This window comes from Flavobacterium ginsengiterrae (assembly GCF_039539785.1).
Lineage (GTDB): Bacteria > Bacteroidota > Bacteroidia > Flavobacteriales > Flavobacteriaceae > Flavobacterium > Flavobacterium ginsengiterrae.
Genome location: NZ_BAABDU010000007.1, coordinates 100,920 through 125,027, shown reverse-complemented (window position 1 = coordinate 125,027; position 24,108 = coordinate 100,920). Strand labels below are relative to the sequence as shown.

Genomic DNA, 24,108 nt, shown 5'->3' with positions numbered 1-24,108 from the left:
TTTTTTATTTAAAAGCTGTAACAATTAATAACGCTAAGCTAGAAATTACACTACCAATACCTACCCATTCTCCAGCAGTCATTTTCTTTCTTTCTGGTCTTTCTGGCACAACAATTTGAGAGTCTGGTGTAACTTTAGGATATGATCTAAAAAACAAAAATGATCCTGTTACAGCAGCTTTTCCATTTGGGTAAATAATATATGCTTTCTTTTTCCAACCCTTACTATCTACACCTCCAACAGAATTTATATAATATTTAAATCCTTTCCCGTTTCTATAAGGAATTTCAGAAGTTAAGAGAACATTACCTGTTACTTTCACTCCTTCATTATATACCGCCACTTCGATTTCATCTCCTGGAAATAGTGTAACATTTGAATAATGGTTTTTGTCTTTTACGATTTTTTCCCAATTAACAGGGATAGTAGCGTATTTTAATTCATCTCGAAGCTTTTTAGACAATTTAGAACTAAGAGTATCTTTATTTTTAAAATTTGATTCTTCATTTAGAGTTTCTTTCTTTTCTTTCTCTAAAGTTTCTTTTTTCTCAAGATTTAAATTAACACTCTCTAGCTGTTCAATTTGTTCTTCTTTTATTGGTCTTTTTATTTTCATGCCATCTAAATTAGCTATAGATGTTAGTCCGCCAGCTCTCATTACAATATTATAAACAGTTTCTTTTTTATTAGCTAGCACATATTTACCTGGGTAAGTAACCGCGCCACTAACTTTAACCATTTCAGGTTTTTCATAAACTGCCATTCTACGAATATTAATAACATCAAATGGTTTTAAAACAAAATTTTTAATTTGTTCATTATTATCCGCAGTAATTTCAAGTTCAACTAATTCTATACGTTTTGGATCTGCATCATCTATTTCATCAGATTTTATCATTCTAGCAATTTCAACTCTTTTTGAAGCCGAACCAGTTAATCCTCCAACTTGGACAACTAAATCATTTAATGTCAAATTGTCAAAATAATCATATTCCCCAGGATTTTTCACTTCACCATCAATTGTAATTTTATATTCTTCTCTAAAATCTAATATTGAATAAACTGTTACGATATCTTCTCTTTTTAATTCTATATCAGCATTCAGATCCCCTGACATTGCTGCACTCAAATCTACATTTACAACTTCTGTTACCAAGTTAGTCTGTAAACGAGTTATTCTGGCTCTCTTTGTATACGCATCCTCTTTAAGACCTTCAGCTCTTGTGATAAGATCAGAAATACGCATACCCTCTGTATACGAATAGTAATCCGGTCTAAAAACAGCTCCTTCAATTTTGATACGATTCTCAAAACGATTTAGTATTTTAGTTACCTTGAAAACATCACCTGATTGGGGTTGATAAGTATTATATTCACTTTCATTAATGTCATGAACTTTAAATTCTTTTCCCGTTTTTTGTAAAACATTTACTGAAGCTGTATAGGCAAATTCATTAAAACCTGAAGCAAAATTTAGTAAATCAGAGAATTTTTCACCTTTTTTCATTTCGAAAATACCCGGACGTTTTACTTCTCCTTCAACCGTTACTCTTTGAGAATAAGCAGGAATTCTAATTACATCATTTTCCTTCAGACTAACATTGTCCGATTGATCTCCTTTTACTAAAAATCTATAAATATCAATGTTTTTATAAACTTTATTATTTCTAATTAATTCTATATTTCTGTAACTTCCATTTTTACCTGGACCACCTGCTAAGTGTAATGCATTATAAACAGTTGCTAAAGAAGATATCGAGTAATTACCTGGTTGTTTCCCTCCAACTATAGTAACTTTTATTGTTCTAATTTCACTTAAACTAACCGCAACTTGCGATTGTCCTGATCTAACTGTACTATATACTTTTGCAATAGCAGCCTTTATTTTTTGGGTAGCAGCTTCAATTGATAACCCAGATACTGCAATTTGGCCAACATAATCAATAGTCACTTTCCCCTCTACACTAACTGGGATACTAGCATTAAATTCCTGAACTCCGTAAACACTAATCTGTAATTCATCTCCAGGACCTAAAACATAGTTTAATGGTGTGGCTAATTTTAAATCTGGTTCAAAATTTAAAGTTGGATTATCAAATAACTCCGAACCAAAAATTAAAGCATTTATAGAATCTTTTATTTTTTCATTTTTGATTTTTTCCTGCTTTCTTCCAAACTCAGAGTCTTTATCTCCTTTTTTTAATTTATCTTGATCTTTTTTATTTTTGTCTTTATCTTTATCTGAGGTATTCTTTTTTTCATATTCTGTAATACGAGTCCTTAACTTATTAAATTCTGTTTGGCTCATTCCTTTTGATAAAGCCATAGATTCAACATCATTAATAGTAGCGTTATTACTTTTTAATTGAGACACAATTTTTGCAATTTCGTCATCTGATAAATAATCTACTTTTACAGTACTTAAATCTTTAGACTTTATAATATCCTGAGCATTTGCATTAAATGACATTAATAGAACAAAAATCAGAGCAAGAACGTAAGTTATTTTTTTCATGTTTGAATTTATAATTTAAACTTCAGTTTAAATAGTTTTTGTATTATTTCTGTTATGAGTATTGCTTTTCGTAATAATCTTTATAAGAACCCGATGTTACATTTTGCAGCCAATCTTCATTAGTAAGATACCAGTTTATTGTTTTTTCCAAACCTTCTTCAAAAGTAACAGACGGCTTCCATCCTAATTCTTTATTAATTTTAGAAGCATCAATTGCATATCTTAAATCATGACCTGGTCTGTCTTTAACATAAGTAATCAAATTTTGTGACGTTCCATTTTCTCTTCCAAGTTTTTGATCCATAATTTGACAAAGCAATTTCACTAAATCAATATTTTTCCATTCATTAAAGCCTCCTATGTTATAAGTTTCATGATTTTTTCCTTCATGAAAAACCAAGTCTATAGCAATAGCATGATCCTCAACAAATAACCAATCACGTGTATAATTTCCATCTCCATATACAGGCAGAGGCTTGTTATTTATAATATTGTTTATAAAAAGAGGAATTAGTTTTTCAGGAAAATGGTAAGAACCATAATTATTAGAGCAATTAGTTAAAACATATGGCAAACCATACGTTTCTCCATAAGCTCTCACAAAATGATCTGAACTTGCTTTAGAAGCAGAATAAGGTGAATTTGGATCGTAAGGAGTTTTTTCAGTAAACAATCCTTCTGCACCTAAAGAACCATATACTTCATCAGTGCTAATATGATAAAATCTTTTTTCTTCAAAATTATGCTTCCATTGATTTTTTGCTGCATTTAAAAGATTCATTGTTCCGATTACATTTGTTTTAACAAAAGCTAACGGATCTTCTATAGATCGATCAACATGTGATTCAGCCGCTAAATGCAAAACACCATCGAAATTATGAAAATTAAAAAGCTCATTAATAAAATTCTCATCAACAATATCCCCTTTAACAAAAGTATAATTTGGTTGATTTTCAATATCTTTTATATTTTCCAAATTTCCGGCATAAGTCAATGCATCAAGATTAAAAATCTGATAATCCGGATATTTATTTACAAAGCGTCTTACTACATGAGAACCGATAAAACCAGCACCGCCAGTTATAAGAATTTTTTTCATTTAAAAATACTTTTTAATTTAAAAGATCTGAATTTTGTTTTTCTAATGCACTATATATATCTTTCACATCCTGTGAATTTTCTTTCTGTAAAATTAAATTTGCAGAATCTGTATGTACAAAAATAGTATTTCTTAACCCTAAAAAGGTTGTATGACTATCGCATCCTATTACCATATTCCCATTTGAATCTATTGGATGTCCTTTAGAAACTAGATATTCATATACCGACTCAAATGAACCTAGATCTGACCAAGAAAATGAAGCAGGAACTACTTTGATTTTCTTACTACGCTCCATTACAGCATAATCAATACTAATTGATGGAATTTCCATTGATAAATTAAAATCCAAAACACCATTTTGCGATGCCTCCCAAACTGTTTTTGATTTTTCATAAACATCTGGTTGAAATTGTTTTAACTCATCTAAAAGCACACCTGCTTTAAAACAAAACATCCCACTGTTCCATAAAAAATTACCTCTTGCAATAAACTCCTTTGCAGTCGTTTCATTTGGTTTTTCACGAAATGATATTACTTTATCGCCTTTTGATTCTATATAACCGTATCCAGTTTCTGGCTTTGTTGGAATAATTCCAAAAGTTACAATATAACCTTCTTTAGCTTTTAAAACAGCTTCATGGATAGCATTATTGTAATCATTCATTTTATCGATGATATGATCAGATGGTGTGATAATTAAAACATCATCAGGATTTGATGCAAATGCTGCAAAAGCAATCGCTGCAGCTGTGTTTCTTGGCGTAGCTTCAACAATGTTTAAATATGTTGTCTGGGTTTTATCCATCACTTTTCCACTCAAATGATGATTATCAACATTTCCAACAACCATTACTTTATCTGCTAAGTGACTGTTACGCTCAACAGTCATTTCAAACAAAGATTTACCTTCAAAAATTTCTAGATATTGTTTTGGCTGGCTTTTTCGAGATAGAGGCCATAATCTGCTTCCAACACCGCCTGTTAAAATTACATGTATAATTGAATTATTCTTTTCCATTTAAATAATAATAAATTTAAAAAAGGAGTTAGGAACTACAGTCTGTTATCTGCAATTGTTCCTAAAACTCCTTTTACATCGTATAATAAACTATTTTCTTTTTGCAATTCCGAAAAATTTAAATTCAAGAATTCTGTATGTGCTACCCCTAAAACTATAGCATCAAATTTTTCTACCGGCAAAGAATTAATAGTTTCTAGTTTGTACTCTTTTTTAACCTCTTCAACATTTGCTAAAGGGTCGTAAATGGTAACTACTATCCCGTATTCTTTTAGTGCTTTTATTACATCAACAATTTTAGTATTTCTAACATCTGGACAATTCTCTTTAAATGTAATTCCAAGCATTAAAAGAGTTGCTCCATTAACAGAAACACCTTTTTTTATCATTAACTTCACAATTTGCGAAGCTACATATTCTCCCATACTATCATTCAAGCGTCTTCCAGCCAAAATTATTTCTGGATGATATCCAAATTCCTGTGCTCTTTGAGCAAGATAATACGGATCAACACCTATACAGTGACCACCAACAAGACCTGGTTTAAATGGCAAGAAATTCCATTTTGTAGCAGCTGCAGTTAAAACTTCCTGTGTGTCGATATTCATTAAATTAAAAATCTTAGCCAATTCGTTAACAAATGCAATATTGATATCTCGTTGAGAATTCTCAATTACTTTTGCCGCTTCAGCAACTTTTATTGATGGAGCTAAGTGTGTTCCTGCAATTATTACCGATTTGTATAACGCATCTACTTTTTCACCTGTTTCCGGAGTTGAGCCAGAAGTTACTTTTAGAATTTTCTCTACTGTATGTTCTTTATCTCCTGGATTTATTCTTTCTGGAGAATATCCTGCAAAAAAATCTTCATTGAATTTTAATCCCGATATTTTTTCTAAAACCGGCACACATTGTTCCTCAGTAACACCCGGATATACAGTTGATTCGTAAATCACTATATCTCCCTTTTTTAATATCTTACCTACTGATTCACTGGATTTATACAAAGGAGTTAAATCAGGACGATTGTTTTTATCAACTGGAGTTGGAACTGTTATGATAAAATAATTGCAATCTGAAATATCTTCAAGAATATTTGTGCAATATAATCCGATTTCACTACTTGAATTTTCAACTAAAACTGCTTTTAAAGTTTCAGAATCTACTTCTAAAGTAGTGTCAAAACCAGAATTTAAACTTTTAACTCTGGTTTCATTTATATCAAATCCAACAACAGGATACTTAGTAGCGAATAATCTTGCTAAAGGCAAACCAACATAACCCAAACCAATAACAGCTATTTTTATGTTTTTCTCCAATTTCATTATTATTTTTTTATGATTTCATTCACTTTTACTCACGGCTTCGCCCTTCTGAGTCACAATAAATTGCCTCAGATGCCCAAAAATCATTTTCGGCAAATATAAGATATTCACATTACTTAATCAATACGGTTTCACGTATTACTAAAAAGAAATCGTGTTAATTTTTTACAAAAAAAACAAACCTCTATTAATCAGGTAACAATGAATTTATTTACAAAAAAAAAGAGAGCCTAAAACATTAAACAATGATTAAACTCTCCTTTTATTTAATATGTTCCTCTTTAGAAACGCAATTATTTATATTTTATTTTCAAAACACATCCTAATGATTCAAGTACCAAAATATAATGTGTCTTAGATACTTCCTGTACTATTGCATTTTGATTACTAAATGCTCCTGTTTCTAATTTAATTCGATCCCCAACTTGTATCTGCGTTACTGACACATCTGCAATATTAGATGCTTTTAAACTATTCTTAATTATATTTATTTCTTCGTCACGAACAATTGCAGGCTTGCCTAACCAAAATAAATACCTTACTACTCCCGCAATCTGAAAAACAGAATTACGATCTACATCTTCAATATTAACAAAAACATAGGAATTAAAAAGAGGAACTTCTACTTTTTTCTTCCTGTCTGACCATTGTTTAACCTGAGTAATTAATGGACAATAACATTCAATTCCTATCTGAGTAAGCTTCTCTGCTACTTTTTTCTCCCATTTCGGTTTTGTATACACTACATACCAACTCATGATTTTTGCCTATCTTGACAATAAAACTTCTCAATCTCACATCTTAACATCTCCATTTTGTATTTAAATTTTATTTCAAATAATTGTAGCATTATGCTCCTATTCCATTATAAACAAACCCAATGGCTTGTAATTCTTTAGCATTTAAGATATTCCTGCCGTCGAAAACAAAAGCAGGCTTATGCATTGAATCATAGATTCGTTTCCAATCATAAGTTGTAAATTCATCCCATTCCGTTAATATTGCTATTGCATGTGCACCCTTACAAGCTTCATATGCATTATCAAATATTGTTAGTGCTTCAGCATTTTCTACTTCAGATCTCGTTTCTAAATAATCTAAATCACTAAGCATTTTATTTCTCGAAACTTTTGGATCATAAACCGAAATTTTTGCCTGTTCATTAATCAAATCGTCAGCTACGTAAATTGCAGCAGATTCTCTAGTATCATTAGTGTCTTTTTTGAAAGCCCAGCCTAAAAATGTAATTTTTTTATCGGCAACTGTATTATATAAAGTTTGAACTATTTTATTAGAAAATCTTCGTTTCTGATGATCATTCATAATAATAACTTGCTCCCAATAATCTGCAACTTCATTTAATCCATAGGATTTTGCTATATAAACCAAATTTAAAATATCTTTTTGAAAACAAGATCCTCCAAATCCAACTGAAGCTTTTAAAAATTTCGGTCCAATTCTGCTATCCATTCCTATTGCTTTAGCAACTTCGTTTACGTCTGCCCCGGTTTTTTCGCATAATTCAGACATTGCATTAATTGAAGATATACGTTGTGCCAAAAATGCATTCGCTGTTAACTTTGACAACTCCGAAGACCAAACATTTGTAGTTAAGATTTTATCTTTGCTAACCCAGTTTGCATAAACATTAACCAAAGCATCAATGGCAGCTTCTCCTTCAGGAGTTGTATCACCTCCAATTAAAATTCTATCCGGATTTAACAAATCTGTAACTGCAGTTCCTTCTGCTAAAAATTCTGGGTTTGATAAAATTTGAAACTGAACGCCATTCCCAGTATTATCTAATATGCTTTTAATAGCTTCTGCAGTTCTAACAGGCAAAGTAGATTTTTCTACTACTATTTTATTCTGCTTTGCAACTTTTGCAATTTGTCTAGCACATAGTTCAATATATTTTAAATCAGCAGCCATTCCTTTTCCCTTACCATAAGTTTTGGTAGGAGTATTTACTGAGATAAAAATGACCTGTGCTTCATCAATTGCTTTTTCTACTTCTGTTGAAAAAAACAAATTTCGCCCTCTTGCTTCAGCAACAATTCCCGAAAGACCTGGTTCATAAATAGGAATATTATCAGTATTTGGATCATTCCAATCTTTTATTCTCTGCTCATTCAAGTCTACAACTGTAACTTGAATATGTGGACATTTTTGAGCTATCACTGCCATTGTAGGCCCACCTACATAACCGGCACCAATACAACAAATTTTTGTAATTTCCATTTACTATAATATTATCTTATTTTTATTTTAAATTATTCCAATACCAGCTTACGGCCTCTTTTAACCCTTCTTGCAACGAATATTTTGGATTATATCCTAAAAGTTTTTTTGCTTTTTCTATACTTGCCAACGAATGAGGAATATCTCCTGCTCTATTTACACCATAAACGATTTCAATATCAGCAATTTTCGGATCAAACTCTGATAGATATTTTTTCAAATATCCTACTAAATCGTTTAGAGTATTTCTATCCCCAAATGCAGTATTATAAACTGTATTAACAGCCTTTTCATTATTTGTATTCATGGCTAATTCGTTCATTTGAATCACATTATCTATATAAGTAAAATCACGTGAATAATTTCCATCTCCGTTAATTACTGGACTTTCAAAATTCATTAGTTGTTTAACAAATTTCGGAATCACTGCTGCATAAGCCCCTTCTGGATCTTGTTTTCTTCCAAAAACATTAAAATATCGCAATCCTATTGTTTCCAAATTATAAGTTCTGCTAAAAATTTCAGCATATAATTCGTTTACATATTTAGTAATCGCATATGGAGATAAAGGTTTTCCTATTACCTCTTCTACTTTTGGCAATCCTTCAGAATCTCCATAAGTAGACGAACTTGCAGCATAAATCAAACGTTTAACCTTAGCATCTCTTGAGGCAACTAACATATTTAGGAAACCTGAAACGTTTACATCATTTGTCGTTATTGGATCATTTATAGATCGCGGCACAGATCCTAAAGCGGCCTGATGTAAAACGTAATCAACATCTTGAACAGCTGTTTGGCAATCTTCCAGATTTCTAATATCTCCTTCAATTAGTTTAAAATTGGGATTTTCTATGCAACTTTTCAAATTGTGACGATGCCCTGTCGAAAAATTATCTAAACAGATTACTTTATGTCCCAGCCCCAAAAAATGCTCCGATAAATTCGAACCAATAAATCCTGCTCCTCCCGTAATTAATATTGTTTTTTTAATTGAAGTTTCCATTCTCAGTTATTATTTTTTTCTGAATAATTTGAATATCATTTTTTCAATTCCCTTTTTAGGCTCTTCTTCGTGATATCCATTAGAGTAAGCTCCATAACCATAACCGTAACCGTAAGTAGATCCGTATTTAGCCTTATTCTCAAAACCATTAAAAACAATACTCGCATTGCTTAGCTCACCTCTCTTTATTCTGTTATTAAGCAACGTAATCATATCTTTTTTAGTATAATTCTGCCTTACGATATATAACACAACATCGGCAAATTGAACCAATTCTAAAGCATCTGAAACTAACCCCACCGGCGGTGTGTCAAGAATTATATAATCATACTTTTGTTTTAGCTCTTCAATTAATTCTGCCATCGCATCACTCAAAATCAATTCAGATGGATTTGGAGGAATTGGCCCAGACAGTATAACGTCAAGATTTGATATTTGAGTCGAATTTGTAATTTCTTCAAGCGTATTTTGTTTAATCAAATAATTAACAACTCCAAGTTGATTATTAGTTAAACAAAATTCATCTGCTAAACGAGGTTTTCTTAAATCTAAACCAACAATTACGGTTTTCTTTTCACTTAAAGCAAAAACGGTTGCAATATTTATTGAGCAAAAAGTTTTTCCTTCTCCACTAATAGAAGAAGTAATCATCAAAGTTTTTGAACCGCTTAATTGCTGCCTTTTATACAAAAATTGTAAAGACGAACGAATACCTCTAAAGGCTTCTGAAAGTGCAGACTTTGGCTTATCAAATACAGCAAGATTTCCAGCATCTTTGTTATTTCCCACAACTCCTATTATTGGTATTTCTGTCAGTTTACTAATATCATCTGTATTTTGTATCGAATCATTTATAAAGAAAATAGCAAATACAAAAATTAAAGGAATTAATATTCCTAAAAATAAAGCTAATACATAGTTTGCTGAAGTTTTTGGACCAATTAATCCTCCACCAATATCTTTCGCAGGATCTATAAAATGAATGTCTGATAGATTTGAAGCTTTTACAATTTCTGCTTCATTTCTTTTTTGAAGAAATTCACTATAAATATTATCACTTAAATCATATTTTCTTTTAATTTTCAAAAGCTCCTGCTGTTCTTCAGGCAATCTTTTTACAGTACTTTCTGCTTGACCAATTTTAGCATTTACCAATGATAAATCATATAATAAAGAAGCTTTAGCTGAAGCAATATTTTCTAACAAAACACTTTTGACCGCTTGCATTTGATTATCAAAATCTTTGAAGATTTTATCACTTTTTACCGCATAAGCCATTTCAGATCTTTGTGTTGACAAAGCAATAAGTTTCGAAACACTTGTTACGATATTAGGATCTTCAATACCCGCAACCGAGGGTGCCGGAAGTCTTGAATAATCAACACTATTATTTAAATAGGATTTTAAAGAATTATAATACGCTATTTTTCTTGTAACCTGATCTTTTTCAACATCAAAGTCCATGATTTTCTCTGAGAATTTTGCACCACCGTCTTCAACCTCATATATGTTTTTATCTTTTCTAAAGGTTTTTAATTCATTTCCTGTTTGCTTTAACTGAGATTCCATAGCAACAAGAGTACTATCTATAAAACGAATTGTATTTGTAGCGAATTGGTTTTTACCATCTAGCTGAAGCTTCATTAACATTTTAACTGTCGAGTTCAAATATTCAACCATTCTGGCTTTATTTGTTCCTTGCATTCCTAAAGTCAACAAGGAGCCTGAACCTTTATCTGCATCAACACTTATTCCTCTATAACGAGCAACAGTTCCGTCAAAATCATTAAATCGAACAAAATATTCCTTCCCTTTATAAAAACCAGGGTTGTCATTAATTTGCAATTTCCAATTTATAAACGGCAAAGAAACCTGTTCTCCAACTTTATATTTTTTTGTAAAAGTTATTGGTTGTACAGAAGTATTACTATAACTATTATTTGAATATGTTATAAGAGACACCGAATTAGTTTCAAATGGAATTTCTATTTGGTATTCACTTTCAGTCAAAAAAGTAATCTTAATTAAAGCCCCTGCAATTTGACCTTTTGTTTTGTCAATATTTACATAAAAAGGAACCGCTCCATAAGAATCTATTAAATTATATTTTCCTTGTTCTAGATAATCAATATAAAACTGCAGTTTATCTACAACAAGTTCATTATGAGATCTTGACTGTAATATTGTAGAAATTCCGTTAACTTGATCTGAAACTCCGCCCCAATTAAATACTAAACTTGTATTAGATGTAAAAAAAGGATTATTTTCTTCTTTTATGGAAATCATTGTCTGCATTCCATAAATTTTCTCTTTTCGAATATTTACCTGATATGCGATAGTAAAGGCTATTATTAAACTAGCCAAAAACCATTTCCAATAACTTAAAATTTTTAGTAAAAACCCTTTAAAATCAAAATTTGATTGATTCTCAAAAATGGAAAAATCTTTTATATCTAACATCTATGTATAAGGTTTTAATTTTTGATTATCAAATAAACCGTTGTTGCTAATGACAACAAAGTTATAATAGTCCCTATAGATTGTATACCTGTTTGTCCAGTTCCCCAGGTTTTTTGCCTCAAAGGCTTAACATATATATAATCATTTGGCTGTAAATTATAATATGGAGATTTCATCACATTTACATCTGTAAGATCGATATCATGCATTTGTACACCAGTTGGTGTTTGACGAATGATTGTTACTGCTTTTCTATTTCCAACAGTAGTAATATCTCCAGAATTCGCGATCGCTTCCATTATATTTACACGTTCTTGAAATAATGTTTTAGTACCAGTACTTCCAACCTCTCCATTTATAGTATATCGAAAGCCTGCTAACTTTACTATCACAAATATATTAGCTTCACTTTTAAAGTATTCTCCTAATAATTTTTTTTCAATATTAATTCTAACCTCTTCAAGAGTATAACCAATGACATTCATTTCACCTAATATTGGCATCCTTATATTACCATGGTCATCAACAGTAAAACCATCAAAATATAATGCTGATTCTGATTTTCCGGTATTACTTTCTGTTGTATTAAAAATTGACACCAATTTTGGATCAATTGCTTTTATGCTGATACTTAAAACATCATTTACCTGAAGTCTATACGGTTTAGATCCTACAACAGCAATATTATTCTGTTCGCTGGAAGAATTTTTATCTTGTAAATAAGTAAGGTCTTTTATAGGAATACAAGATGTAAAAAATGTACTGATCAGCAATAATATAAAAAAGCTATTTTTTGTCATTTATGAAAATTTTACCGCAAATATAGCTTTTCCTTTAGTTTCCAGAAAATCTATGTTTTATTTGATTGTAGTTAATTGTTCTTGAAAGTTTTTTCGAATGGAACTCGATGTAAAATACTACGTCCGAGTGTAATTTCGTCTGCATATTCTAATTCATCTCCCACAGAGATTCCTCTTGCAATTGTCGAAATTATAATTTCAGATTCAGCAATTTGCTTGTAAATATAGAAGTTGGTTGTATCTCCTTCCATTGTAGAGCTTAGTGCAAAGATAATTTCAATCACTTTTCCAGATTTTACTTTCTCAACTAAACTGGAAATATTCAGCTGACTTGGACCGACACCTTCAATTGGAGAAATTTTACCTCCTAAAACATGATAAATTCCTTTATACTGTCCGGTGTTTTCAATTGCCATGACATCTCGAATATCTTCAACAACACAAATTGTTTGATGGTTTCTTACCGAATTTGCACAAATTTCACACACTTTAGTATCTGAAATGTTATGGCAATTTTCACAAAATTTAATATCCTCACGCATGTTTAAAAGTGCTTGCGATAAAAAACCTGTTTGCTCCTTAGGCTGTTTTAATAAATGAAGTACTAAACGCAATGCTGTTCGCTTACCAATTCCTGGTAACTGCGACATTTCGTTGACAGCTTTTTCTATTAATTTTGATGAAAATTCCATGACGACAAAAGTAATACTTTTAATGGTATCAGAAGTTTTGATACATCCAAAATCAATACTTTAGAAAGACAAAATGTTATTTTTGTATTATTTTTAAATTCAAACTAAAAACAATATCATTTTAAGACATCTAAATACACAAAACAATCAAAATAAATCATTAAAAATTTAATATTGATTTGTTGCTAACAACACTAAGGTACAGGCAACTTCTGCTTCAATATTATTCAATTCTAACAACTGATATAATTCGGGATTTTCAGTCCCAGGGTTAAATATTACTCTTTTTGGCTGTGCTTCGATAATATAGTTATAGTAATCACGCTGACGAGTAGGATTTAGATACAAAGTTACAGTATCAACATTTTTTACAGGAATTGCTTTTGTATGTATTTTTACGCCGGCTACTTCTCCAGTGTTTTGCCCAATTGCAATAACGGTATGTCCTTTTTGAGTTAATGCATTTATAGCTCTAAAAGCATAACGATCTGTTTTTGTTGTTGCACCCAGCAACAATGTTTTTTTGTTTTTCATCATCATAAAATATTCTACAAAAATAGTCAAAATACACTTACTTAGCTTGTCTTATTGATTGATAATATTGACTGTAAAAAACAATATCATAATATTTATTTGCATTCAAATATTAAAATTTGACTATTTTTACTTCACTAACCAATATTTTATGGATTTATTTATATACCTGTTTGCGGCACTTTTTTCAGTACTTAACCCCATTGGAACTGTCCCTATTTTTGTTGGACTTACACAACATGACTCTCAAAAAGAACGTTCAAGAATTTCATTGTGGACAGCTATAAATGTTGGAATCATTTTATTGGTTTCTTATTTTATAGGCCAATATGTATTGACATTTTTCGGAATCAGTATTGATGCTCTGCGAATTGCCGGTGGAATTGTAATTGTAAATTCCGGATTCTCTCTGCTTTCTGGCAAGTTCAACAAAAAACGAGGAATTAATAAAAAGATTGAAAATGAAGTACAACAAAGAAATGATATAGCTTTAACTCCGTTGGCAATTCCAATGCTTGCCGGACCCGGCTCAATTTCTTTACTAATAGCTTTCTATCAAGAACATCATGAAATGGAAGAGATTATTTTTTCCTGTCTAGCGATAATAGCAATAGCTGTAGTAATATATGTTATTTTAAAAAGCGCACATTATTTAGCCCGAATTTTAGGCGCATCTGGAATTGTAGCTATTTCCAGAATTGTTGGATTTATCGTAATTTCAATTGGAATTCAATACATTGTTAGTTCCATTGTAAATATCATCAAAGGAAACTTAATGTAATGTATCTTTAGTAAAATAAAAAGGAGGATAAAAACTAATGTTTGTATCCTCCTTTTTTTGTTTTATGCAAATATTATTATTTTCTTGGCAAGAAGACTTCAGCCATCATACATCTCGCACTTCCACCTCCGCAAGCTTCGATAGTATCTAAACTTGAACTTAAAATTTCAGCATGCTTTTCTAATTGCTGAATTTGTTTTGGAGTAAGACTTTGATGTGCCGATGCACTCATAACAATATACTTTTTATCATTTGTTCCTCGAACTTCTAACATATTTCCGGCAAAATTATTTACCTGATCTTCTGTAATCAGAATAACTTCTTTTTTATCGTCTTTTAGATTATCAAGAACCATTTTACGTTCTTTTTTATCATCAATACAGTCCGCACAAATAACAGCAAAAGTTTCACCTAAACACATCATTACATTGGTATGATAAATTAGTTTACGCTCGCCATCAACAGTTTGAAATGCTTCAAAAATTACTGGCGCATAATCAAAATCCTCACAAAACTCAATGAATAATTCTTCATCCGCACGAGGTGACAAGGCACAATATGCTTTTGAATTAGCACGATCTAAAAGCAAACTTCCAGTTCCTTCTAAGAAATAACCGTCATCTTCTGCAGATGTGTAATCCATAATATTAGAAATCTCGAAACCTTTTTCTTCAAGAGTATCTAAAATATCTTCGCGACGTTCCTGGCGACGATTTTCTGCAAACATTGGATAAAGAGCTACATCTCCATTTTCGTGAAATGAAACCCAGTTATTCGGAAAAATACTATCCGGAGTATCAGTTTCCAAAGTATCTTCAATTACTGTAACATCAACGCCTACTGCTCTCAGTTTTTCAACAAAAGCATCAAACTCTTGCTGAGCTTTTGCATTTACTGTACTTGGCAATAATCCATCCAATACTTTTTGGTAATAATTATTTACAGCCGTCTGCTCATTCATTCTGAAAGCAACTGGACGAATCATTACGATTGCATTTGTTGTTTGTTTCATATTTTATATTGTTTCAATTTCTAAGTTTCAGGTTTCACATTTAAAAATGTAATGACCAAAACTTGAAACTTTATTTTTAATCTCTAATTAATGGCAAGGTTGAACATCTTAATAATCCTTCTTGCTTTGCGATTTCTGCATATGGAATTTCCTCTACAATAAAACCTTTTGCGCGAAGCCAGTTATTTAAACGAGTAAAGTTTTTCTCAGAAACAACAACATTTGTATCAATTGAAAACACATTTGAAAACATATTATACATTTCATCTCTTTCTATATGAAATAAGTTTTCTTTTCCAAAAAGGTTTACCAAATATAAATAATCTGCTTCTTCACGAAATCCTCTTTTATAGATAATTCCTTTGTCTTTTCCAACAGGTTGAAAACAACAATCTAAATGCAATGCATTATCTCTTGCTTCTAATTTTGATTTTACTAAATCAAATTCCTTTACAATTTTATTCGGAAAAAGCTCTTTTATATAGTTTACGCCATGCATATTGGTTCTGGCAGTAATATAATCTTTATAATCGCTTCCTTTATAAGTTCCTATAAAAATATGATCATTCCATAGCATTACGTCACCGCCTTCAATATGAACTTCTTCGGGCGGGCGTACAACTTTAACAGGATCAATTTGATCAATTACATATTGAATAGCGTCTAGTTCACGTTCTCGATCAGGCAGAATATTCGATTTTACAAAGACATTATCAATTACAAATCCAATATCTCTGGCAAAAATCTGATTATAATTTTCAATCATTTCAGGACGATACACTGTTACATCATACTTTTGAAAAACAGCATTAAAAGCATCCATTTCTGCAACCATATCTTTCTCGATTGGATAAGTTCCAGCTTTAATATGTTCCAATGATTTAGGATCATAAGCTTCTTCTAATTTTGGAGTCGGCCCATTATGAATAGCAGAACCCAAAACAACCGCACGAAGACGAGATGTTTCGTTCTTTACATTTAATTGCAACATAACAATATTATATTTTGAGCAAATATAAAAAAAGCTTCACAGTTAAGTGAAGCTTTCTTTTTTTATTTGTTAGACTTAAACTCTCTAAGAGGATGTCCTGTATAAATTTGCCTTGGTCTTCCAATTGGTTCTTTGTTTTCACGCATTTCTTTCCATTGTGCGATCCATCCAGGAAGTCTTCCAATTGCAAACATAACTGTAAACATATCTGTTGGAATCCCTAATGCTCTGTAAATGATTCCAGAGTAGAAATCAACGTTTGGATATAAATTTCTTGATTTGAAGTAATCATCTTCAAGAGCTGCTTTCTCTAGTTTTCTTGCAATATCTAAAATTGGATCTTCAACACCTAATGTTTCTAATACCTCTGTAGCTGCTTTTTTGATAATTTTTGCTCTTGGATCAAAGTTTTTATAAACTCTATGACCAAATCCCATTAAACGGAATGGATCATTTTTATCTTTTGCTTTCGCTAAGAATTTATCAGTATCACCTCCATCTTTATTAATCTCTTCAAGCATTTCAAGTACTGCCTGATTAGCTCCACCATGAAGCGGCCCCCATAAAGCAGACACACCAGAAGATATAGAAGCGAATAAACCTGCATGAGATGAACCAACCATTCTTACTGTAGATGTTGAACAGTTTTGTTCGTGATCTGCATGAAGAATAAACAATTTATCTAAAGCATCAACCACAACAGGATTTGCTGAATAAGGTCCTGTAGGCAATTTAAACATCAATTGCATAAAATTCTCTACATAACCTGTTGTATTGTCGTAGTAATTTAAAGGATACCCCATAGATTTTCTATAAGTCCATGTTGCAATTACAAGAAATTTACCCATTGTTTTACAAATGGCCTCGTACATTTCTTTTTCGTTGTCCACATTTACTGCTTTTGGATTAAATGCTGTCAATGCACTTGTTAAAGCAGACAGAACTCCCATTGGGTGAGCTGTTTTTGGAAAACCATCGATGATATTCTTCATCTCTTCATTTACCAAAGTATGCTTTTTAATACCATTTTCAAATTGCTCTAATTGTTGAGCAGTTGGTAATTCTCCAAAAATTAAAAGATAAGAAACTTCCAAAAAGTTAGCTTTTTCAGCTAAGTCTTCGATTGAATATCCTCTGTAACGTAAAATACCTTCTTCTCCATCTAAAAAAGTAATTTCACTTTTACAAGATCCTGAGTTTTTATATCCCGGGTCAAGAGTAATAATACCAGTTAAATCACGTAATTTGTTAATATCGATAGCTGATTCATTTTCGCTCCCTGTGATTATTGGAAGTTCAATTTTCTTACCATCTATTTCTAATGTGGCTATTTTTGACATAATATAATTGGAAATAATTCTATAAAATAATAATTTACCAAATCTAAGGAATTTAAGACTAATTAAAAAAAGAATACTGCTATGAATTTGTTAAAAGTCCAAAAAAAAACCATTCGTTAGAAAACGAATGGTTTATCTTAATATAACTCTTATAATTATTTAATCTTGAAAGCGTTTAAACCAGGGAAATAAGCAGTGCTTCCTAGTTCTTCTTCAATTCTTAATAATTGGTTGTATTTTGCCATACGATCAGAACGTGATGCAGAACCCGTTTTAATTTGACCGCAGTTTAATGCAACAGCTAAATCAGCGATTGTATTATCTTCAGTTTCCCCAGAACGGTGAGACATTACAGATGTATAACCAGCGTTTTTAGCCATGTTTACAGCAGCAATAGTTTCTGTTAAAGTTCCAATTTGGTTTACTTTTACTAAGATTGAGTTAGCAATTCCTTTTTCGATACCAGTTGATAAACGAGCAACGTTAGTAACAAATAAATCATCACCTACTAATTGTACTTTATCACCAATTTTTTCAGTTAAAGCTTTCCATCCATCCCAGTCATCTTCGTACATACCATCTTCGATAGAGATAATTGGATATTTAGCAGCAAGTTCAGCTAGATATTCAGCTTGCTCAGCAGAAGTTCTGATTTTTCCTGTTTCACCTTCAAATTTAGTATAATCGTATTTACCGTTTACATAAAACTCAGAAGCAGCACAGTCAAGAGCAATCATAATTTCGTCACCGAAAGTATAACCTGCTTTTTCAACAGCTAATTTAATTGTATCCAAAGCATCTTCAGTTCCTCCAGCCAAGTTAGGAGCAAAACCTCCTTCATCACCAACAGCAGTACTTAAACCTCTATCGTGTAAAACTTTTTTCAAGCTGTGGAAAATTTCAGTTCCCATTTGCATAGCATGTGTAAAAGAAGTTGCTTTTACTGGGAAAATCATAAATTCCTGAAATGCAATAGGTGCATCAGAGTGAGAACCACCATTGATGATATTCATCATTGGAACCGGCAATGTGTTAGCAGAAACACCACCTACATATCTGTATAATGGCAATCCAAGTTCATTAGCAGCAGCTTTTGCAGCAGCTAAAGAAACACCTAAAATTGCATTAGCTCCTAATTTAGATTTGTTTGGAGTTCCATCTAAATCGATCATTAACTGATCAATTGTATTTTGTTCAAAAACAGAAGTTCCAACCAATTCTTCAGCAATAACAGTATTTACATTGTTCACTGCATTCAAAACTCCTTTTCCAAGATAAGCTTTACCTCCGTCACGTAATTCAACAGCTTCGTGCTCTCCAGTTGATGCTCCAGATGGAACCGCTGCTCTACCTAAAACTCCGTTTTCAGTTACTACATCAACCTCGATCGTAGGATTTCCTCTGGAATCCAAAATTTGTCTTGCGTGAACTTTAATTATAATACTCATTATTTTTGTTTTTTATTAATAGATTATAGATTTTTTTTCGAAATTATAAAAATATTTAATATTAAAAACGAATTTTCTCTACCAAACACCTTTATTTATTAACTACATCGTTTTAGACACAGCTAATTTTATATTCTCAACAAATTGATCAAATAAATATGACGAATCATGTGGTCCCGGACTAGCTTCTGGGTGATATTGTACTGAAAAACAATTCTTATTTTTCATTCTCATTCCTGCCACCGTATCGTCATTTAAATGTATATGAGTAAGCTCTAATTCAGGGTGGCCTTCTAATGCTTCTCTTTTTACAGCAAATCCATGGTTTTGAGAAGTAATTTCACCTTTACCAGTCAAAAGATTTTTCACCGGATGATTAATACCTCTATGTCCGCCAAACATTTTATAAGTCTGAACACCATTAGCCAGAGCAATAATTTGATGTCCTAAACAAATTCCAAATAACGGTCTATCATCAGCTATGATTTTTTTAGCCACTTCAATTACTCCGTGCAACGGATCTGGATCGCCAGGTCCATTTGACAAGAAAAACCCATCAGGATTAAATGAATTTAAATCTTCATAACTAGCGTCGTATGGGAAAACTTTAATGTAGCAGTCTCTCTTAGCAAAGTTTCTTAAAATATTTTTCTTAATTCCAAGATCAAGTGCAGAAATTCTATAAGTTGCATTTTCATCCCCTACAAAATACGGTTCCGTAGTTGAAACTTTTGAAGCCAATTCTAAACCTTCCATATTAGGAACATTTGCCAATTCCTTTTTCAAATCCTCAATTGAAGTTCCGTCTGTACAGATTACAGCATTCATGGCACCATTATCACGAATGTAACTAACAAGTGCTCTTGTGTCGACATCAGAAATACAAATTAAATTCTGCTTTGCAAAATAATCTTCCAGACTTCCTGATGCACCCGCTCTTGAATAATTAAAACTAAAGTTTTTACAAACCAAACCAGCAATTTTTACATCTTCTGATTCGACCTCAAGATCATTTACACCATAATTACCAATATGAGGATTAGTAGTTACCATTATTTGCCCAAAATAAGAAGGATCTGTAAAAATCTCTTGATATCCTGTCATTCCAGTGTTAAAACAAACCTCTCCAAAAGTTTTACCGCTAATACCGATAGATTTACCATGAAAAATAGTTCCATCACTTAGTAATAAAATGGCGCTTTGTCGTGTTGTGTATTTCATTCTTTAATTTGTATTGTTTTTAATCGTCTTAGAAACTTTTAGGTTTCATTGTAATTAGATATTTTGCAAATTTACTTCTTTAAAAGAGGGCTTACAAGATTTTTTAAAATTTTCATTCATAAAAATAAAACCCTTACACTCAAAAAAGTTAAATTTTACTTTTCTAAAAAAATCAAAAAAAAAGGATAAACTAAAAATTAGTTTATCCTTGATTTTTATAGAATCATTACTTTCATAATTATTCAGAAGCTTCAGTTGACGTTTCTGATTCAGCTGCAGGAGCCTCAGGAGCAGTTCCTTCAGCTTTTTTAGCTTTACCACCACGACGGCTTTTAGCTTTTTTAACTTCTTTTTTACCTCCGTTGTAAAGTTCATTGAAATCTACAAGTTCGATCATCGCCATATCAGCGTTATCTCCCAAACGATTTCCAACTTTAATGATACGAGTGTATCCTCCTGGACGGTCTCCAACTTTAGCAGCTACATCTCTGAACAAATCAGTTACAGCATATTTGCTACGTAAGTATGCAAAAACAACACGACGATTGTGAGTCGTATCTTCTTTTGATTTTGTGATTAAAGGCTCAACGAATTGTTTAAGCGCTTTAGCCTTAGCAACAGTAGTGTTAATACGTTTGTGCTCGATAAGAGAACAAGCCATATTAGCCAACATAGCTTTTCTATGTCCAGTCTGTCTGCTTAAGTGATTGATTTTTTTTCCGTGTCTCATGACGTGTTTTTTAAAACCTTCATCTTGCTTCTATCCTCTTTGGAGAGCAAAATACGAAGTGGTTTATTCTTTATCTAATTTGTATTTAGCTAAATCCATTCCGAAAGTTAAATTCTTTACTGCAACAAGTTCATCAAGTTCAGTTAAAGATTTTTTACCGAAATTACGGAATTTCATTAGGTCATTTTTATTGAACGATACTAAATCACCAAGTGTATCAACTTCAGCCGCTTTCAAGCAATTTAATGCTCTTACAGATAAATCCATATCAACAAGCTTAGTTTTAAGCAATTGTCTCATATGCAATGACTCTTCATCATACGATTCTGTTTGTGCAATTTCGTCAGCCTCAAGTGTAATTCTTTCATCAGAAAACAACATGAAATGGTGAATTAAAACTTTAGCAGCTTCAGTAAGGGCATCTTTTGGATTAATAGATCCATCAGTTTTGATTTCAAAAACTAATTTTTCGTAATCTGTTTTTTGCTCTACACGGAAATTTTCGATTGCATATTTTACATTTTTTACCGGAGTAAAAATAGAATCTGTAAAAATTGTTCCAATTGCAGCATTCTGTTTTTTGTTCTCTTCAGCAGGAACGTATCCTCTACCTTTTTCGATTGTTAAATCGAAGTTCAATTTGATTTTAGAATCTAAATTACAGATTACAAGGTCTGGATTCAAAACTTGGAAACCTGAAATAAATTTTTGAAAATCACCTGCTGTTAATTGATCTTTACCAGAAACAGAAATAGTAACTGATTCATTATCGATATCTTCAATTTGACGCTTGAAACGTACTTGTTTTAGATTAAGGATAATTTCGGTAACATCCTCAACAACACCTGAAATAGTAGAAAACTCATGATCTACACCTTCGATACGAACAGATGTAATTGCATAACCTTCTAACGCTGAAAGCAAAACTCTTCTAAGTGCATTACCAACTGTCAATCCGTAACCAGGTTCTAAAGGTCTAAATTCGAATTTACCTTCAAAATCGGTTGAATCGATCATGATAACTTTATCGGGCTTTTGAAAATTAAATATTGCCATAAATTTCGACTAAGTCAATTATTATTTGTTGTACAACTCTACGATTAATTGTTCTTTAATGTTTTCTGGAATTTGAAGTCTCGCAGGTACAGAAACAAAAGTTCCTTCTTTAAGATCATTGTTCCAAGTAATCCATTCATAAACATGACTTGAATTTGATAAAGAACGCTCGATAGCTTCTAAAGATTTAGATTTTTCACGAACTGCAACTTTGTCACCAGGCTTAAGGTGGTAAGAAGGAATGTTTACAACTTCTCCGTTTACTGTAATGTGTCTGTGAGATACAATTTGACGAGCACCTCTTCTAGATGGAGCAATTCCCATTCTAAAAACAACATTATCTAATCTTGCTTCACATAGTTGTAATAAAACTTCACCAGTTACACCTTTTGTAGCTGATGCTTTTTCGAATAAATTTCTGAATTGTTTTTCTAAAATTCCATAAGAATATTTAGCTTTTTGCTTTTCCATTAACTGAACAGCGTACTCAGATTTTTTTCCTCTTTTCTTAGCCATCCCGTGTTGTCCAGGTGGGTAATTTCTTTTTTCGAAAGATTTATCATCTCCGAAGATTGCTTCGCCAAATTTACGAGCGATTTTGGTTTTAGGACCAGTATATCTTGCCATTTTAAAAAAAATTTAAGGTAGAAATTATGAATTCAGGTCTAATCCTTCGATAATCTATGTTCTACCTTGTTTATACTATAAAAATAAAAAATTAAACTCTACGTCTTTTTGGAGGACGACATCCGTTGTGAGGCATTGGAGTAACATCAATAATTTCAGTAACTTCAATTCCACCGTTATGTATAGAACGAATAGCAGACTCACGTCCGTTTCCTGGTCCTTTTACATAAACTTTTACTTTTTTAAGTCCTGCCTCAAGAGCTACTTTGCTGCAATCTTCTGCTGCCATTTGAGCTGCATACGGAGTGTTCTTTTTAGAACCTCTGAAACCCATTTTACCAGCTGAAGACCAAGCAATAACTTCACCTTTCTTATTTGTCAAAGAAATGATAATATTGTTGAAAGTCGAAGAAATATGAGCTTCACCCGTTGATTCAACGATAACTTTACGTTTTTTTGCAGTTGCTTTAGCCATATTACTTATTATTTAGTTGCTTTTTTCTTGTTAGCAACAGTTTTTCTTTTTCCTTTTCTTGTTCTAGAGTTGTTTTTAGTTCTTTGACCTCTTAATGGAAGACCAGATCTATGACGAATACCTCTATAACAACCAATATCCATTAAACGTTTGATGTTCAAAGAAACTTCAGAACGTAATTCTCCTTCAATTTTGTAAAATGAAACAGCATCACGAATCGCTCCGATCTCGTCATCATTCCAATCTTGAACTTTTTTATCCTGGCTAACTTGAGCTTTCTCTAAAATCTCAATAGCTCTACTTTTTCCTAATCCGAAGATGTAGGTAAGTGCAATAACACCTCTTTTGTTTTTTGGGATATCTACCCCTGCTATTCTTGCCATAATTATCCTTGTCTTTGTTTAAATCTAGGATTCTTTTTGTTTATCACGTACAATCTTCCTTTTCTACGCACGATAATGCACTCGGCACTTCTCTTTTTTACTGATGCTCTAACTTTCATACTGAATATCTTTTAATATCGATAAGTAATTCTTGCTTTTGACAAGTCGTAAGGGCTCATTTCCAATTTCACTTTATCACCAGGTAATAATTTGATATAATGCATTCGCATTTTTCCAGAAATATGAGCAATTACAATATGTCCATTTTCTAACTCCACACGGAACATAGCATTTGATAATGCTTCAATGATTGATCCGTCTTGTTCTATTGCTGATTGTTTTGCCATAAAT

The 24,108-nt window shown here is 31.8% G+C and carries 24 protein-coding genes; 1 reads left to right on the top strand and 23 read right to left on the bottom strand.

The window, feature by feature from the left end; all coding sequences use genetic code 11:
* Positions 1-4: 4 nt before the first annotated feature.
* From ABD859_RS19885 to ABD859_RS19835, 11 genes are all read right to left on the bottom strand, one after another.
* On the bottom strand, positions 5-2,515 hold the full coding sequence (locus ABD859_RS19885) for an SLBB domain-containing protein (RefSeq protein ID WP_345146388.1): 2,511 nt from the start codon (positions 2,513-2,515) through the stop codon (positions 5-7).
* A gap of 52 nt (positions 2,516-2,567) precedes the next feature.
* Positions 2,568-3,614 (bottom strand): dTDP-glucose 4,6-dehydratase, encoded by a 1,047-nt coding sequence (gene rfbB / locus ABD859_RS19880; RefSeq protein ID WP_345146386.1) that lies wholly within the window; start codon positions 3,612-3,614, stop codon positions 2,568-2,570.
* A gap of 13 nt (positions 3,615-3,627) precedes the next feature.
* Positions 3,628-4,635, bottom strand: a complete 1,008-nt coding sequence (locus ABD859_RS19875) for a mannose-1-phosphate guanylyltransferase (RefSeq protein WP_345146384.1) — start codon at positions 4,633-4,635, stop codon at positions 3,628-3,630.
* A 35-nt stretch (positions 4,636-4,670) separates the two neighbouring features.
* The gene (locus tag ABD859_RS19870; RefSeq protein ID WP_345146382.1) at positions 4,671-5,960 is read right to left on the bottom strand and encodes a nucleotide sugar dehydrogenase; all 1,290 of its coding nucleotides are present in this window, start codon (positions 5,958-5,960) and stop codon (positions 4,671-4,673) included.
* A gap of 293 nt (positions 5,961-6,253) precedes the next feature.
* Positions 6,254-6,718 (bottom strand): UpxY family transcription antiterminator, encoded by a 465-nt coding sequence (locus ABD859_RS19865; protein WP_345146380.1) that lies wholly within the window; start codon positions 6,716-6,718, stop codon positions 6,254-6,256.
* 91 nt (positions 6,719-6,809) lie between these two features.
* Entirely contained in the window at positions 6,810-8,201 is a 1,392-nt protein-coding gene (locus tag ABD859_RS19860) for a UDP-glucose 6-dehydrogenase (protein WP_345146378.1), read from the bottom strand.
* Positions 8,202-8,223: 22 nt separating this feature from the next.
* Positions 8,224-9,207 carry an SDR family oxidoreductase gene (locus ABD859_RS19855; RefSeq protein WP_345146377.1) on the bottom strand — a complete coding sequence of 328 codons (984 nt, stop codon included), beginning with the start codon at positions 9,205-9,207 and terminating at the stop codon, positions 8,224-8,226.
* Positions 9,208-9,216: 9 nt separating this feature from the next.
* On the bottom strand, positions 9,217-11,667 hold the full coding sequence (locus ABD859_RS19850; protein ID WP_345146375.1) for a polysaccharide biosynthesis tyrosine autokinase: 2,451 nt from the start codon (positions 11,665-11,667) through the stop codon (positions 9,217-9,219).
* 14 nt (positions 11,668-11,681) lie between these two features.
* Positions 11,682-12,467, bottom strand: a complete 786-nt coding sequence (locus tag ABD859_RS19845) for a polysaccharide biosynthesis/export family protein (RefSeq protein ID WP_345146374.1) — start codon at positions 12,465-12,467, stop codon at positions 11,682-11,684.
* 71 nt (positions 12,468-12,538) lie between these two features.
* Entirely contained in the window at positions 12,539-13,159 is a 621-nt protein-coding gene (recR, locus tag ABD859_RS19840) for a recombination mediator RecR (protein ID WP_073409060.1), read from the bottom strand.
* Positions 13,160-13,327: 168 nt separating this feature from the next.
* Entirely contained in the window at positions 13,328-13,693 is a 366-nt protein-coding gene (locus tag ABD859_RS19835; RefSeq protein WP_345146777.1) for a CoA-binding protein, read from the bottom strand.
* Positions 13,694-13,844: 151 nt separating this feature from the next.
* Between ABD859_RS19835 and ABD859_RS19830 the strand changes: the two genes are divergently transcribed.
* Positions 13,845-14,474: a MarC family NAAT transporter gene (locus tag ABD859_RS19830; RefSeq protein ID WP_345146372.1), complete on the top strand. Its 630-nt coding sequence runs from the start codon at positions 13,845-13,847 to the stop codon at positions 14,472-14,474.
* Between the two features lie 76 nt (positions 14,475-14,550).
* On the opposite strand, the gene ctlX is transcribed toward ABD859_RS19830, so the two are convergent.
* From ctlX to infA, 12 genes are all read right to left on the bottom strand, one after another.
* Positions 14,551-15,486: a citrulline utilization hydrolase CtlX gene (ctlX, locus tag ABD859_RS19825; RefSeq protein WP_345146370.1), complete on the bottom strand. Its 936-nt coding sequence runs from the start codon at positions 15,484-15,486 to the stop codon at positions 14,551-14,553.
* Between the two features lie 76 nt (positions 15,487-15,562).
* Entirely contained in the window at positions 15,563-16,477 is a 915-nt protein-coding gene (locus ABD859_RS19820; RefSeq protein ID WP_345146368.1) for a dimethylarginine dimethylaminohydrolase family protein, read from the bottom strand.
* A gap of 62 nt (positions 16,478-16,539) precedes the next feature.
* Positions 16,540-17,817 carry a citrate synthase gene (locus ABD859_RS19815; RefSeq protein WP_345146367.1) on the bottom strand — a complete coding sequence of 426 codons (1,278 nt, stop codon included), beginning with the start codon at positions 17,815-17,817 and terminating at the stop codon, positions 16,540-16,542.
* 155 nt (positions 17,818-17,972) lie between these two features.
* Positions 17,973-19,265: a phosphopyruvate hydratase gene (gene eno, locus ABD859_RS19810; protein ID WP_184165573.1), complete on the bottom strand. Its 1,293-nt coding sequence runs from the start codon at positions 19,263-19,265 to the stop codon at positions 17,973-17,975.
* A 102-nt stretch (positions 19,266-19,367) separates the two neighbouring features.
* On the bottom strand, positions 19,368-20,486 hold the full coding sequence (carA, locus tag ABD859_RS19805; RefSeq protein ID WP_345146366.1) for a glutamine-hydrolyzing carbamoyl-phosphate synthase small subunit: 1,119 nt from the start codon (positions 20,484-20,486) through the stop codon (positions 19,368-19,370).
* Between the two features lie 238 nt (positions 20,487-20,724).
* Complete coding sequence (gene rplQ / locus ABD859_RS19800; RefSeq protein WP_345146365.1) at positions 20,725-21,216, bottom strand: 50S ribosomal protein L17; 492 nt, start codon at positions 21,214-21,216, stop codon at positions 20,725-20,727.
* 63 nt (positions 21,217-21,279) lie between these two features.
* Complete coding sequence (locus tag ABD859_RS19795; RefSeq protein WP_008464329.1) at positions 21,280-22,272, bottom strand: DNA-directed RNA polymerase subunit alpha; 993 nt, start codon at positions 22,270-22,272, stop codon at positions 21,280-21,282.
* 21 nt (positions 22,273-22,293) lie between these two features.
* Positions 22,294-22,899, bottom strand: coding sequence for a 30S ribosomal protein S4 (gene rpsD / locus ABD859_RS19790; RefSeq protein WP_008464326.1), 606 nt, complete (start codon positions 22,897-22,899; stop codon positions 22,294-22,296).
* Between the two features lie 91 nt (positions 22,900-22,990).
* Positions 22,991-23,374 carry a 30S ribosomal protein S11 gene (rpsK, locus tag ABD859_RS19785; protein ID WP_012022477.1) on the bottom strand — a complete coding sequence of 128 codons (384 nt, stop codon included), beginning with the start codon at positions 23,372-23,374 and terminating at the stop codon, positions 22,991-22,993.
* A gap of 8 nt (positions 23,375-23,382) precedes the next feature.
* Positions 23,383-23,757 (bottom strand): 30S ribosomal protein S13, encoded by a 375-nt coding sequence (gene rpsM, locus ABD859_RS19780; protein ID WP_012022478.1) that lies wholly within the window; start codon positions 23,755-23,757, stop codon positions 23,383-23,385.
* Positions 23,758-23,759: 2 nt separating this feature from the next.
* On the bottom strand, positions 23,760-23,876 hold the full coding sequence (ykgO, locus tag ABD859_RS19775; protein WP_002987490.1) for a type B 50S ribosomal protein L36: 117 nt from the start codon (positions 23,874-23,876) through the stop codon (positions 23,760-23,762).
* 12 nt (positions 23,877-23,888) lie between these two features.
* Positions 23,889-24,104 carry a translation initiation factor IF-1 gene (gene infA / locus ABD859_RS19770; protein ID WP_007136545.1) on the bottom strand — a complete coding sequence of 72 codons (216 nt, stop codon included), beginning with the start codon at positions 24,102-24,104 and terminating at the stop codon, positions 23,889-23,891.
* Positions 24,105-24,108 lie beyond the last annotated feature (4 nt).

Coding starts and splice junctions, on each gene's coding strand:
- ABD859_RS19860 (WP_345146378.1), bottom strand. CDS start 8,201: ATGGAAATTACAAAAATTTGTTGTATTGGTGCCGGTTATGTAGGTGGG.
- carA (WP_345146366.1), bottom strand. CDS start 20,486: ATGAAATACACAACACGACAAAGCGCCATTTTATTACTAAGTGATGGA.
- ABD859_RS19885 (WP_345146388.1), bottom strand. CDS start 2,515: ATGAAAAAAATAACTTACGTTCTTGCTCTGATTTTTGTTCTATTAATG.
- ABD859_RS19865 (WP_345146380.1), bottom strand. CDS start 6,718: ATGAGTTGGTATGTAGTGTATACAAAACCGAAATGGGAGAAAAAAGTA.
- ABD859_RS19870 (WP_345146382.1), bottom strand. CDS start 5,960: ATGAAATTGGAGAAAAACATAAAAATAGCTGTTATTGGTTTGGGTTAT.
- ABD859_RS19845 (WP_345146374.1), bottom strand. CDS start 12,467: ATGACAAAAAATAGCTTTTTTATATTATTGCTGATCAGTACATTTTTT.
- ykgO (WP_002987490.1), bottom strand. CDS start 23,876: ATGAAAGTTAGAGCATCAGTAAAAAAGAGAAGTGCCGAGTGCATTATC.
- ABD859_RS19830 (WP_345146372.1), top strand. CDS start 13,845: ATGGATTTATTTATATACCTGTTTGCGGCACTTTTTTCAGTACTTAAC.
- recR (WP_073409060.1), bottom strand. CDS start 13,159: ATGGAATTTTCATCAAAATTAATAGAAAAAGCTGTCAACGAAATGTCG.
- rfbB (WP_345146386.1), bottom strand. CDS start 3,614: ATGAAAAAAATTCTTATAACTGGCGGTGCTGGTTTTATCGGTTCTCAT.
- ABD859_RS19855 (WP_345146377.1), bottom strand. CDS start 9,207: ATGGAAACTTCAATTAAAAAAACAATATTAATTACGGGAGGAGCAGGA.
- infA (WP_007136545.1), bottom strand. CDS start 24,104: ATGGCAAAACAATCAGCAATAGAACAAGACGGATCAATCATTGAAGCA.
- ABD859_RS19820 (WP_345146368.1), bottom strand. CDS start 16,477: ATGTTGCAATTAAATGTAAAGAACGAAACATCTCGTCTTCGTGCGGTT.
- ABD859_RS19835 (WP_345146777.1), bottom strand. CDS start 13,693: ATGAAAAACAAAAAAACATTGTTGCTGGGTGCAACAACAAAAACAGAT.
- rpsK (WP_012022477.1), bottom strand. CDS start 23,374: ATGGCTAAAGCAACTGCAAAAAAACGTAAAGTTATCGTTGAATCAACG.
- rpsD (WP_008464326.1), bottom strand. CDS start 22,899: ATGGCAAGATATACTGGTCCTAAAACCAAAATCGCTCGTAAATTTGGC.
- ABD859_RS19850 (WP_345146375.1), bottom strand. CDS start 11,667: ATGTTAGATATAAAAGATTTTTCCATTTTTGAGAATCAATCAAATTTT.
- rpsM (WP_012022478.1), bottom strand. CDS start 23,757: ATGGCAAGAATAGCAGGGGTAGATATCCCAAAAAACAAAAGAGGTGTT.
- eno (WP_184165573.1), bottom strand. CDS start 19,265: ATGAGTATTATAATTAAAGTTCACGCAAGACAAATTTTGGATTCCAGA.
- ctlX (WP_345146370.1), bottom strand. CDS start 15,486: ATGAAACAAACAACAAATGCAATCGTAATGATTCGTCCAGTTGCTTTC.
- ABD859_RS19875 (WP_345146384.1), bottom strand. CDS start 4,635: ATGGAAAAGAATAATTCAATTATACATGTAATTTTAACAGGCGGTGTT.
- rplQ (WP_345146365.1), bottom strand. CDS start 21,216: ATGAGACACGGAAAAAAAATCAATCACTTAAGCAGACAGACTGGACAT.
- ABD859_RS19795 (WP_008464329.1), bottom strand. CDS start 22,272: ATGGCAATATTTAATTTTCAAAAGCCCGATAAAGTTATCATGATCGAT.
- ABD859_RS19815 (WP_345146367.1), bottom strand. CDS start 17,817: ATGTCAAAAATAGCCACATTAGAAATAGATGGTAAGAAAATTGAACTT.